The sequence below is a fragment of the Helicobacter equorum genome (genome assembly GCF_900198655.1).
GTDB classification, from domain to species: domain Bacteria; phylum Campylobacterota; class Campylobacteria; order Campylobacterales; family Helicobacteraceae; genus Helicobacter_F; species Helicobacter_F equorum.
Genome location: NZ_FZPO01000036.1, coordinates 15,052 through 28,764 on the forward strand (window position 1 = coordinate 15,052; position 13,713 = coordinate 28,764).

Sequence of the window (13,713 nt, forward strand, 5' to 3'; positions counted from 1 at the left end):
ATAGAAAAGTAGTTATTATGAGAGTGTCCCATTATAAAATCTCATCAATATTATTGTTTTTGTGCTTTATGTGTAATAATCTTTTTGCACAAAACATATTACGAGTAGCCATTAGCCAAAATGTTGGCGCACTCAATCCTCAAGGATACAACACAAATGCAATGTTTGCACAAAATATGCTGTATGAAGGATTAGTGCGTTTGGATAAAAATGGTGTGCTTAGCCCTTCTTTGGCAATATCTTGGGAGATTAGCAACGATGACAAAGTCTATGTATTTACCTTGCGAGAGGGTGTGCAATTCTCCAATGGAGAAAGCTTTAATGCCGATGCGGTGGTGCTAAACTTTGAATCTATCCTCAAAAATAGAGTAAGACATTCATGGTGCGGACTTATCCATGCACTAGATTCTGTAAAAAAAATCGATGATTTCCATATAAAACTGCATTTAAAATATCCCTATGCTCCCACCTTGTATGAACTCTCCCTCATACGACCATTTAGATTTTTGGCTCCTAGTGCATTTCCTCCAGATCTTGATCTCATAAAACACGACCCCAAACCTATCGGAACAGGTCCCTATATGCTTGTAGATTCACAACCTGGTATTAGCGATAGTTTCACAAAAAATGCATATTATTGGGATAAAGATCATTACAATGGAATCTATTTTGATACGATTGTTATGCGTGTTATTTTTGATCCCAACACAAAGCTTAGCGCCCTAAAAAGCGGACAAATCGATCTTATCTATGGATATGACATAATCCCTATTGAGATGTTTTTACAAATTCAGCACGATAAGAATCTAAAAACATATCTCTCAGAACCAATCTTTATCACTTCATTGGTGTTAAATTCTAACAAGCTTCCTGCATATATGCGAGAGGCTATAGCTACAGCCATCAACAAACAAGAATTAATCCGCGGTGTATATGGAGATATGCAACCTTGTAGCGATTGGCTTTTTATCACGCGTGATGAGCTTCCAAATTTTAAGTCTCAACCCCAACATACACAAACCATACAACATAAATTTAACCCTCAATCTTGTCAAACACCAGATACAGAGAAAGCCAAAACCTTGCTTACACAAGCAAATCCTACGCTCCAAACGCCCATAAAAATAGAATTGCTTTATAGTGGCGATAGTCCAGCCCAAAAAATGCTCGCCCAAATTCTTGCTTATGAGCTCCAAAGCCTTGGTATTGAATTAAGCCTAAGTGCTAGTGAGCCGACGATATATCGCAACAGGCAATTAAATGGTAATTTTGAAATCTCTTTTAATGATACATGGGGTGCGCCCTATGAACCTTTAAGTATTTTGTATTCTATGCTTACACCAAGTCATATAGACTTTAGCGCACAATCTGGACTTGAAAATGTCGATACAATTCGGACACTAATCACAAAGCTTTTGGCTCAAAATCCTCATTCCAAAAATGCACAAGCTCTATTGCAGCAGATTCTTAGTCTATTGTCTCAAAGCTATATCTATATTCCACTAACAGCACAACGCAACAAAGCCATTGCAAACAAAGATATAAAAGGCATACAAATGGGTATTTTAAGCTATGAAATACCATTTTGGGAATTCTATAAATGAGCGCATATATCATAAAAAGACTTTTAAGCCTTATTCCTATCTTGCTTATTGCCTCATTTGCAATCTTTATATTTTTGCGTTTGGGTGGCACAGATCCAGTCACACAATTTTTGCTAAACTCTCATATCCCACAAACCCCACAACTTATTGCAGAACTCACAGAGGAATTTGGGCTACATAAGCCACTTTTGGAACAATACATAGTATGGTTAGGTGGCGTTTTTAAAGGAGATTTTGGCACCTCATATATGAATGGAAGAAATGTAGGAGCAGATTTTTTTTATTATCTACCAAACACACTATTACTCGTATTTTTTGGCTTTATGCTTACGCTTATACTATCAATTCCACTTGGAATCTTAAGTGCTATCTATGAAGGTAAATGGCTTGATAAGACATTGCAGATTCTTTGTCTTGTTGGTGTGAGTGTGCCAAATTTTTGGTTTGCACTCTTACTTATTGCATTTTTTTGTGTGTCATTGCAATGGTTACCAGCAATAAGTGATGGAAGTCTTGTATCCTTTATTTTGCCCACAATAAGCATTGCACTTATGTCAATTTGCATCAACGCACGCCTCATACGCGCAAATATGCTACAGGTGCGAACACAATACCATATCTTATATGCCACACTTCGCGATATTCCACGATACAAGATTATCACAAAACATATCCTCTATAATGCGCTTATACCCATTGTTACCGCATTTGGTATGCATATTGGCGAACTTATTGGAGGCTGTTTGTTGGTTGAAAGTATCTTTGCTATACCAGGCATTGGGCTTTATAGTATCCAAGCCGTTACTAATCACGATTATCCTGTTATCCAATGCTTTGTGCTTGTGTTATGCGGGATTTTTACGCTTTGTAATATCCTTACAGATATTCTGTATGCCCTTCTTGATCCTAGAATCTCTAAAAACTTTAAAGGTGCGCAATGAAATATGATACCTACACGCCTTATAGACATACATCTTTCTTTGCTCACACACATAATATAATCACCACTATGCTATTTGTTGTATTTGTCTTATTCGCTATATTTGCACCCTATATTACCCCCTATGATCCAAATGCTATTGATATCACGCAAAAATTTGCACCTATAAGCTTTGACCATATATTTGGTTGCGATCATTTAGGGCGTGATATTTTCTCTCGAATCTTGCATGGTATGCGTATTTCATTAGGTTCTAGCACAATAATCCTTACTTGTATCGTGATACTTGGTATTAGTATTGGTGGGTTATGTGGATTTGTAGGAGGCAAGATAGATTCTGTTATTATGCGAGTGTGCGATGTGTTGTTAAGTATGCCTACCTTGGTGCTTGCACTCTTTTTTGTGGGGGTGCTTGGTGTGGGATTAGTCAATGTGATTCTTGCGATTATCCTCACACATTGGGCTTGGTATGCTAGGATCGTGCGATCCATTGTCTTAAGCCTCAAGAACAAAGAATACATCGTGCTTTCTAGCTGTTATGGTTGCAATCAATTCCAAAGTTTTAGGCGCCATATCTTACGACCAGTCCTTAGTCAATGTATGATTTTAGCAAGTATGGATTTGGGGCATATGATGCTCCATATAGCCGCACTCTCTTTTATCGGACTTGGTGTGCAAGCACCTATGGCAGAATGGGGTATTATGCTTAGTGAAAGCAAAGATTATTTATGGAGCTACCCTCAACTTATGCTTTATCCAGGAGGGGCGTTATTTATTAGTGTAGCGCTGTGTAATATCATTGGAGAGAAGTTGCGTGCGTACTATGATATGCCAATCTCTCATACATAGACTTATAACAATGATGAGTAATATTCATGCAGTATGATAGTAATAATCTTACAAAAACTTGCAATGCAATTCATATTAAAAACCTTAGCGTGTGTGCTAATGATACGCTACTACTAGATTCTATAGATCTTAGTATCACGCGTGGTGCTATCACCGCATTGCTTGGTGCAAGTGGTAGTGGTAAATCCCTGTGTATGCGTGCTATTAGCAACTCACTATCATCTGATCTCACACAATTATGTGGCACCATATCAATTGATAACTCCCCCATGCACAATGCCTCTACATATGTTTCTCATATCCTCCAAAATCCTCAAAGCTATTTTAATCCGCTCTTTAGCATACGATCTCACTGCCAAGAGACACTAAAAGCTATGCACAAGCCTTATGATACACATCATATACATCACGTGTTTAAGGAAAGTGGTTTTAGAGATACAGATATAGAATCTGTGCTTAATGCGTATCCTTTTATGCTTAGTGGAGGAATGCTTCAACGCGCAATGATTGCCATCGCACTTTTGCGTGAAACTCCCTTTTTACTTGCTGATGAACCAACAAGTAACCTAGATACACATACTCAAGAAGAGATTCTTTTTACACTTGTAAAACTACGAGATACAAAGCATATTGGAATATTGCTTGTTACACATGATATGAGTATAGTAGTGCGTCTTGCGGATAGATTCTATACAATCCAAAAAGGAAAAGTATATACTAGTAAGCGTGAGGATATTATCTTGCCTCCCAAAGTATCCAAACCCTCTGCCTACACGCCTACAAAACCGCCAATATTACAGGTAAAAGAGGTTTATTATACATACAAAGAATACTTGTTTTTGCGATGTGTGCATACCCAAGTGCTTCATAATGTTCATTGTATGTTGCACGAAGGCATACATACCGCTATCGTGGGTCCTAGTGGTTGTGGTAAAAGCACATTTGCAAAATTACTAAGCAAAATCCTCATACCTCAAAGTGGGGAAATTATATTAGATTCTAAACCTCTGCATACATTTGGGCGAGAGTTATACACACAAGTGCAAATTTTATTTCAAGATTCTCTAGCGTCCCTAAACCCTACACTATGTATTTTTGAGAATCTTATCGAGCCACTGATATATCTTTGTAATATACGAGAAAAATCTACGCAACTAGCGCATATCACCCCACTTCTCACACAACTTGCACTTTCTGATAAAATCCTTTGGGCATATCCAAATATGTTATCTGGCGGAGAATTACAACGCGTATGTCTTTTGCGTGCCCTACTCCTAAAGCCAAGGATTCTTATCCTTGATGAGAGTTTGTCGGGACTTGATTATGCACTACAACTTGAAGTTATAGAATTCCTTCATACTCTCCAAGAAACGACTATTATTTGTATCACACACGATCTTTACCTAGCCTATAGACTTTGTAAGCAAATTATATTTTTCTCTGTTCCCTAATATTTGCACAAGATCCTATTCATAGATTTCTTGTCCAATAGCTACATAACGCACAAAATAATGTTCTACAAGTTTAGCACTTTGTTGGCATAGCACTTGCACACCTTGGGATTGTTGGTTGATACAAAATCGCTCTAACCATAGCTTGGCATCTTTTTTATCACGATAGTGGGTGGCAAGATCTATGTAAGTGCGTAGATACCAAAGCGCCAATTCCACATAATGTGCGTGGTGTATGGTAAGTTTGCTAAAATTTTTGGTTTCATCAAAACTAAGCACTCCACTCTCAAACATACCACGCAAATGGATAATTCCCTCACAATAATACGGGCGCACCTCAAGGCTTTCTCTCCACGCCATAAGTCCCACTGCTCGTTTAATACAATCATCAAATACCGCTTCCCATATCTGCTGATGTATAGGACTGCTTTGTTGTATCGCTATTACACACTGCTGTATGTCAAGGCAATGCATATCATCTAAATAATCTTGTAAAATCTTTGCAATAGGGCTAGAACCGAGCAAATATGCGACAATCCCTCCGGTTGTGGCTTTAAACTCTTCGATGTTTTTAAATTCACCACTTGCATTCATCACCTCTTCGCTACTTTCATCAATCCACAAAATATGCCCAAATTCGTGTCCATTGGTGCTGATATCATAAACGCTATGCCACAAATGCTCGTTGTCAATTAAAATCTCACGCCCACGCGCAATAAACGCTTTAGGAAAAAATTCATAGCTTAGACGCATTTGAGGCTTAGCACGCGCTTGTGCAATGATACGAAGAGGGAAGGCAAAAATTTTTTTACCCTCTTTTTTACTCACAACTTCATCATTTGGCACCACTTGTGCGCTAAAAAGCCCATTATTTTCTGCACCAAAGAAAAAAAGTGGGATAGATTCATATATCCTGCTTTGCTTAAGACTATGCTCGACAAACTCCCTACTACGTGCGTTATACCCTAACTTTTTGGCAAGCATATCAAAAGCATTTTGTATGTTGTGGGCGACATTGAGTGCATACACACCCTTATTATCGTTTGGCGTGCAAATACGCAAATCCCATTCTGGCGCCACTGCATGTCGATAAATATCTTCATAATACTCTAATGGATGCCCTATCTGCACAGGCGTATCAATACCCATCCACGCATAATCCACCGCACGCCAAGATTCTATAAGCTGCGTGCTATCATCACAACTCCACGCATTTTTTAGCGCATCAAGATATGTAATATATGCCTGTTTGCGATCAAAAATAGAATCTTGCAAAGACTGAAGGTTTTTGATACTCTGCTCTAATGCCTCTATAATCGCTCCTACTTCCTTAGGAAATGCCTTGATATAAGGCACACATACAAATTCACTCTCCTTTGTAAGTGTTGTATTAGGCATACATGGCAAGGAATATGTGCGTTGAACATTTTTATCTTCACTATCACGCTCCATTGTGGGCTCCAATCTCTCTAAAGCCTCTTGAAATGAAAATATCTCACTAAGACGCTCATTAATCCCATAAATAAGCTCTCTATCCCATAAGGTAAAAAATGTATTCATACATTGCCCAACTCTATACACACTCGCAAAAATCTCACGATAAAATGGGCTAAGAAGCTGTTTAGATTCTATGTTTTGTAGCACTTTGGTATGAGCCTTAGTATAATATGTACTTACAAAATCAAGCATGATCGTTCGTGCATACAAAATCTCATCACGCGATTTACCCAGAGATTTTAAAACTTCCAATACAGAATCTTCTCGTAAATTCACAATCCGCTCTATAAGTGCCACAAAATGCTCTCTTGTAGATTCTATTCCTAATTGCGCACATAAATCGCATAGTATCTTTTGCATAGCTTTAAGCTGCTGTGAATCTGATGATCTTTGCCTAGAATCTATGCATTGCACCACTTCATAGAATCTATAGTGCTCTTTCATACTCTCTGCATAGATTCTATACACTTCGCCCAAATCTGCTAAGAATTGCTCTGTGTGTTCATTTTTTCTCATATATACACTCTCTTAATGTTTATAGACTTATATGTCCCCTTTTATATATTCTAAATATCTACGGCTCTAAGTTCGACTTTTTGACCATTTACACTTACAATCTCGCATTGAATCTCTTGCCTTTGCCCTAGAATCTCACTCATTTTTTTGCTCTTATCACTTGTGCATTTACTGATATGCAAAAGCCCATCGCCTCCATGAGGCAACTCCACAAATGCCCCAAAATCCATAACTTTTTTTATCTTGCCACTAAATTGCATACCGCTATGATACCTTGCAAAATCTACATCCCTCACAAGATCTAAAATATATTGCTTAGCTCCTTGCAAATCTTCTTTTGTATTAGCGTGTATATGCACATTTCCCTGCTCTCTATCAAGATCGATGCTTACATTAAAATGCTCAATAATACCCTTAATGGTTTTACCTCCTTGACCGATGATATCCACCATTTTATGCACGCTCACAGGAAAAGTCGTTACTTTTGGCAAGACATCATAATTTGGCTCCACACCTTGGAGTGCTTCGCGCATCAAATGTAAAATATGTGCTCTTGCTTTTTTTGCTTGCATAAGCACATCGTGGAGAATCTCACTTGAGATCCCTCCAAGCTTTATATCCATTTGCAATGCACTAATGCCCTCTTCATTTCCAGCAACCTTAAAATCCATATCACCATCATGATCCTCTAATCCTGTAATATCAGTCAAGATAGCATATTGCTCTCCTTGTGTCACAAGTCCCATAGCCACACCTGCGATAAGTGTATGCATTTGCACACCACATGCTTGTAATGCCAAACTTCCACCACACACACTCGCCATAGAGCTTGACCCATTAGATTCTAAAATTTCAGACACAAGGCGAATGCTATGTTGTGAATCTTTTAGGCTCGATCGCAATGCCTTACGCGCAAGATTTCCATGTCCCAACTCACGACGCCCTACAGAGCCTATCATATCCACTTCCCCCACACTAAAAGCTGGGAAGTTATAATGGAATAAAAATTTATCTTTTTTTACTACTTCTCCAAGTGGCTCAATGCTTTGTGCATCATTATCACCACCTATGGTACAAACCACGAGAGCTTGTGTCTGTCCTCGCGTAAATAGCACACTACCATGTGCATAAGGCAAAGGATTCATCACAATACTAATAGGACGAACTTCATCAAGTTTGCGCCCATCTGCACGCACACTATCTTTCAACACCATTTCTCGCATAAGCGACTTTTTATACACACTAAGCGAATATTTGGCATCTTCTTCTTCATAGCCCTGTGCTACAAGATAAGCAATAATCTCATCAAAAAAATCGGCGCGCTCACTTTTAGAAGCTTGTGTAATAGCGTTTTTGACTAACTGGGCACACGAATTTTGTAAAAATTCTAGGGCTTTAGAATCTTGTTCTTGCAACACAAGTTCTAATGAAGGTTTGATAAAAGGTGCGAATGCCTCCTTAAAACACGCGCAATCTTTTTTGATTCTCTCTTTTGCGATCTCAAGTGCTTCCATTACTACAGATTCTGGTAAAACACTTGTATGATTGTCTGTATTCATTTCTATCATCAATAACTCATCATCTTTTCCACTCACAAAGAGATCTAGCGTGCTTTGAGCGCGTTGGTCTTTAGTGGGATTAACAATAAATGTTTCGTCTACAAATCCAAGTCGCACAGCACTTACACACATTTTTGGTATGCCCTTGATACCGATATTTGAAACATATAACGCACTTGTTGCAGCATGCAGTGCTCCTAATGCAAGATCACTCTTGCCATCATAGCTTAGCACCATCACCACAATATGTGTCACATATCCAAAACCTTTTGGAAAGAGTGGGCGCAAACTCCTATCAATCAGACGTGAGGTTAGAATTTCAAAATCATTTGGCTTACCTTCGCGCTTGATAAATCCAGATGGAAATTTTCCACACGCATATGCTTTTTGAATATATTGCACACTAAGAGGGATAAAATCTCCTTCAACAACTTTATTGCTTTGCACGCACACACTTGCCAAAATTCTAGTACCTCCACTCGCATACAGCACCGAACCATTACTTGCTTGTGCCACACTGCTAAAATCATACGATTCACTAAGGTTTTCTAATTCTACACATACTGCATTATGATTCATTGTTTGTATCCTTTCTTTTGTAGCTCAAATGTTTATCCAAAATCTCCTCAATCACCTTGCTTTCAAGTGGTTGTAATTCCTTGTAGTAATGCTCCACATTCACAAAATGCTCCACGCTTTGCACACATAATACTTCATCACATACTTCATTGAGTGATTTATACACACACATGGGTAAAATCGGCGTAGCCACCCTAATACTTTTGGCATTGAGATTCACACAAGTTTTAATCGCACACATCACAGTCAAGCCTGTATCAATGCCTTGATCAACAATAAGCACATCTTGCCCCCTAAGAGAAGAAAGTAACTCACCCTTACGATATTGATAACGCGTAGGAATGATACTCTCTTCATATTGTCTTCTGGCTTCACCATAAACATAATCTAGGCTTATGCCAAATGTATCGATAAGATTCTCATGCATGATGATATCAAGCTCTTCACTCACAATAGCAATCTGACATTCTGGATTTAATGGAGCGCAGAGAGTTTGGGTAAATAGATATTCTAGGGGAATTTTTAGAATCTTTGCAAGCTCATCAGCAAAATACGCTCCATCTAGGCTTGTGGCTAAAAGCACGCTTTGGCTAAAATCAAGGTTTCGCACCATAAGCACATCTACAAGCTTTTGCAACGCTTCTTGTCTATTGACAAATATTGTATTTTTCATAACTCTCCTTTCATAGATTTTATATTATTGTTGTTGCAATCGTTGCGTAAATCCAACTCCAGCAAGAGGCACAAATCTAAATTCTATCTTAATGTATTGATTAGCGATAGTTTCGATAGGATTACTAGCATTTGCAGTCAATATCGGACGCACATCGGCAGCAAACTTGAGTGCAACGCCAAAACAACGGATATCACGAGAGAGGACAACACTCCAATCTTTAAAATAATTATTTTGTGTATCATATCCTACATTTCCACTAAATTGAAAATATCCAAAGTCATATCGAAGACTCCCACGCAAAAAACCGCTTCTCTTTCTTGTGTCATTGTAAGTGCCACTTTGAATTGCTTGAGAATTTATCTGAAAAAAATAATTAAGTGTTGATTGCACACCAAAGTTATTGAAACTTGCTGTTATAGAGGCTTCATTAAAGGTTTTGGCAACATAAGAGTAAAAAATATTAGTTGTTAGCGTGAGAGAATCAAAAGGACTTAGACCAAATTCTTGACGCAAAGATTGGTTTTGGGTAAGAAGTTGATTTTGGGTATAAATCCTTTGGTATACGCGATAAAACAATAATTCCCTACCCTTGGTATTATAAAAATAATTTGAAAATTTGAGATCAAGTTTTGTCTGTGCGCTTCCAAAATCAATAATCTCATTTGGATTCCAATACGCCTCTAAGGCAGCAGAACTCATAGTTTGAGCAAGCGCACTATAAACATCATAGACTTGGTTACTTAGTGCATCTGAAGTATAGCGATAGGTTGGAGCGCTAAAAATTCCCTCAAGATGCATAGTGTGAAAAAAATACTTATATGCTTTGGCTACATCAGAATTTACTCCCACTTCATAATTAACATAGGCATACTGCATACTGCGCTCTACGCTATTGTTTGTGGCAGGATCAAGCACATCTTGGGCTTTATTGAGTGATACATTACTTGCAAACATATCAAGCTTGGCATTAAGATTCACATAATCATTAAAAATTGATATGTTCGCGCCTATTGGCATATTAATAGAATTTTGCCAATATGTATACCCCACTGAACGCGTAATATTTTTGCTCTGCACATCAAAAGCATAATACAAATATTTACTAAAAAGTGTGTCTAAAGAGTGGTGATATTGTAGATTGGGGAGTGTTTGGAATGTGTTTGCATTACTCTCTTGTGCGAGATTTGAGAAATATTTAAAATATATACCAACATAATGATTATCGCTTTGTCCAAAGTAATTAATCCTTGAAGTATGTAAGCGTGTGCTATAAGTCCCATTAAGTTTTTGGAGTCTTTTATATTCCAAATCATTCATATACATAACTGAGGTATAAAAATGATCTTTATAATTTTTAAAAAGCGCTTGAAGTACCCCTGCTCGTGAATACTCCACCTCAAAACCAAAAATTTCTTTATTTAAGAGATTGTATTTTTGAACATATTCATTGTATTGATGAAATGACCCAATGTTAAAACTTGCTATGTTATTTTTTTCATCAGCGATTCTAAATTCTGCATTACCACCATATCCTCGTGTCACACGAATTTGTGGAGATAATGTAAGATCCCATTGTTTATATGGTGCAACATACACAGGCTGGATATATACAAAACCTTCCCTACTTGTATTACCAAATTCTGGAGGGAGCAATCCGCTTTTTCGATCTGTAGAAGAAGGAAAAGCAAAATAAGGAAGATAAAAAAGAGGTGTAGATCCAAAATATAGCCTAGAATTCCAAGCACTCACATATTCTTTTTGGGAATCATAACGCCCTGAACTCGCTTTTATATGCCAAATTGGAAATTGCACATCACAACCCGAAATGACAGCTTGCTTAAAAGTATAAATCTTATCTGTATTTTGAATTTCTTGCCCAAAAAACCACATACCATCACTATTTTGCACATATGCGGGTTGCAATATTGTGTGTTTAGTCTTAAGATTCATATCTACCCTTGTTGCATCCACAAAAAGACTATCGCCACGATAGATTCTGACATTACCCTCTAGCATAGCACTCTCTTTCTCACGATCATATGTAATTGTATCTGCATACATATACACATCTTCACTAAGCATAAAGGCATTATCTTTGGCAATCACAACATTGCCATGTGAGGTTACGTTATTGGCAGAGAGTTCAAAAATCCTTTTTTTATCCTGTAATTCTGTAGCGTAGGCATTAAGAGCAAAAACGCATACAAATACAATATACCTAAAACGCATTTAATTACTTATCACAAGAGTTTTTGGAATCTTATCGTGCAATGTGCGTCTAAACACATCGCCAAAGGCTGGTAGATAACTAAGATAAAAAATATTGCTTCCTATGTATTTAAGCAATGCTCGTGTGAAGGCTTGAAAAAATAAGGGTTTATCCACAAAATCTATGCTAATAATACGAATCTTCATCACTATCTTGCCCAATGTCGCACCATAGAGCATACAAAAAAGCACCTCATAGACTATGTAAAAAACAAAGACCCATAGTGTAAGTGTTGCCATCATATCGCCTAAAATCTTTCCAGAATCTAAGGCAACCTGTATGGTTATAAGTTCTTCCCAAAAAATAAACGATATCGCTACGCCCAAAATACAAAGATCTAGGATATAGGCCACCATTCTAGCTTGTAATGACGCAAGGCTTAAATCCTCGCGTTCTAGTAATTGCTCAATCTTTGTATCCATACCCTATCTCTTATGAATTTAAAAATCTAATGCCACGCATAGCAATATCACTGCGATATTGCATACCTTCAAAATGGATAGATTCTATAATTTTATAAGCATTTCCTCGTGCTTGTATGAGAGTGTTACCCACACCCACGCTAACAAGCACACGCCCGCCTGTTGCTAAAAGTGCGCCATTTTGCACATCAGCAAAACTCAACTTTTTATCACTAGTATAAGAATCTGTGCTATGCTGTGTATTTATCTCTACTCCAGCAAAAGAAATATGTCCTAATGTGTTGTCAAAATCCTTGATAAAAATAGGCTTAGCCTCACTTTTAGTATAAGGATATGTCTTAGATGCAAGCACTACTCCCACGCTATAAGTATTCTTAAATCGCACTTGCAATGTCCCCAAATCTGAAGCAAGTAATAAATCTAGCAATGGTGTCTCAAGAGATGGCAAAAGCACCTCGCATTCAGGATCACCAAAACGCACATTAAATTCCAAGAGATATGGTGTAAGTTTTCCTTCTTTACGCACCACCATAATCCCGCCAAATAGCACCCCACAAAAAGGCATACCATCAAGTGCCATACCATCGATAGCTCTTTGCATAATGTTTGTCTGTATTTCCCCAAAAAGCTTCTCATCGCACATTGGCGTTGGCGTATAAGCACCCATTCCACCAGTATTTGGACCTTCATCATTATCCAAAAGTCGTTTGTGATCTTGTGCAGGATTAAGTAATAAAGAGGATTTTCCATCACTTAGTGCAAATACAGAAAGCTCAAAGCCATCTAAATACTCTTCAACCACAAGCATTTTTCCAGCTTCACCAAATAACTCCCCGCTAAGCATTTTTGAAGCATTTTCTAACGCCTCATCTACATCTTGTGCGATAATCACACCCTTACCTGCACATAAGCCATCAGCCTTTAACACGATAGGGGGTGTCAAGGTTGTTATAAATTCTTTGATTTGCACAAAATCACTACTTTTAATATAGCGTGCTGTGGGGATATTATGCCGCATAGCAAAATCTTTCATAAATGCCTTAGAGCCCTCAAGTTGGGCAGCCTTAGCACTAGGACCAAAAACCCTAATGCCATTTGTCCTCAACACATTACTCACGCCTTTAGTTAGTGGTTCTTCTGGACCTACAACCACAAGTGTAACATCTAATTCCTTACAAATACGCACAAGATCGTGATTGTCATCATAAGTAATGTTTTTGCCAAGCAACAATGTAGCACCATTTCCGGGTGCAAAATATAGTGCTTCCACTCGTAAATCTTGCGAAAGACACAATCCTATTGAATACTCTCTACCGCCATTACCAAGAATGAGAATCCTCTGTGTTTGCAT

The 13,713-nt window shown here is 37.9% G+C and carries 10 protein-coding genes; 4 read left to right on the forward strand and 6 right to left on the reverse strand.

Going from position 1 to position 13,713, the window contains the following annotated elements; genetic code table 11:
• Positions 1 to 17: 17 nt before the first annotated feature.
• The 4 genes from C6H22_RS06140 to C6H22_RS06155 are packed head-to-tail and all read left to right on the forward strand — an operon-like array spanning position 18 to position 4,844.
• On the forward strand, positions 18 to 1,604 hold the full coding sequence (locus tag C6H22_RS06140; protein WP_233707072.1) for an ABC transporter substrate-binding protein: 1,587 nt from the start codon (positions 18 to 20) through the stop codon (positions 1,602 to 1,604).
• Positions 1,601 to 2,545 (forward strand): ABC transporter permease subunit, encoded by a 945-nt coding sequence (locus tag C6H22_RS06145; RefSeq protein WP_104694449.1) that lies wholly within the window; start codon positions 1,601 to 1,603, stop codon positions 2,543 to 2,545. The genes C6H22_RS06140 and C6H22_RS06145 overlap by 4 nt, the downstream gene beginning before the upstream one ends.
• Positions 2,542 to 3,393: a nickel ABC transporter permease subunit NikC gene (gene nikC, locus C6H22_RS06150; protein WP_233707073.1), complete on the forward strand. Its 852-nt coding sequence runs from the start codon at positions 2,542 to 2,544 to the stop codon at positions 3,391 to 3,393. The genes C6H22_RS06145 and nikC overlap by 4 nt, the downstream gene beginning before the upstream one ends.
• Positions 3,394 to 3,419: 26 nt before the next feature.
• Complete coding sequence (locus C6H22_RS06155) at positions 3,420 to 4,844, forward strand: ABC transporter ATP-binding protein (RefSeq protein ID WP_104694450.1); 1,425 nt, start codon at positions 3,420 to 3,422, stop codon at positions 4,842 to 4,844.
• Between the two features lie 15 nt (positions 4,845 to 4,859).
• On the opposite strand, the gene ciaB is transcribed toward C6H22_RS06155, so the two are convergent.
• The 6 genes from ciaB to purD are packed head-to-tail and all read right to left on the reverse strand — an operon-like array spanning position 4,860 to position 13,713.
• Positions 4,860 to 6,857, reverse strand: coding sequence for an invasion protein CiaB (gene ciaB, locus C6H22_RS06160; protein ID WP_104694451.1), 1,998 nt, complete (start codon positions 6,855 to 6,857; stop codon positions 4,860 to 4,862).
• A gap of 50 nt (positions 6,858 to 6,907) precedes the next feature.
• Positions 6,908 to 8,995, reverse strand: coding sequence for a polyribonucleotide nucleotidyltransferase (locus C6H22_RS06165; RefSeq protein ID WP_104694452.1), 2,088 nt, complete (start codon positions 8,993 to 8,995; stop codon positions 6,908 to 6,910).
• Complete coding sequence (locus C6H22_RS06170) at positions 8,985 to 9,668, reverse strand: phosphoribosyltransferase (protein WP_104694453.1); 684 nt, start codon at positions 9,666 to 9,668, stop codon at positions 8,985 to 8,987. The genes C6H22_RS06165 and C6H22_RS06170 overlap by 11 nt, the downstream gene beginning before the upstream one ends.
• Positions 9,669 to 9,692: 24 nt before the next feature.
• Entirely contained in the window at positions 9,693 to 11,900 is a 2,208-nt protein-coding gene (locus C6H22_RS06175; protein ID WP_104694454.1) for an LPS-assembly protein LptD, read from the reverse strand.
• Positions 11,901 to 12,362: an RDD family protein gene (locus C6H22_RS06180; RefSeq protein WP_104694455.1), complete on the reverse strand. Its 462-nt coding sequence runs from the start codon at positions 12,360 to 12,362 to the stop codon at positions 11,901 to 11,903. It abuts the gene before it with no gap.
• A gap of 10 nt (positions 12,363 to 12,372) precedes the next feature.
• Positions 12,373 to 13,713, reverse strand: a complete 1,341-nt coding sequence (purD, locus tag C6H22_RS06185; protein WP_104694456.1) for a phosphoribosylamine--glycine ligase — start codon at positions 13,711 to 13,713, stop codon at positions 12,373 to 12,375.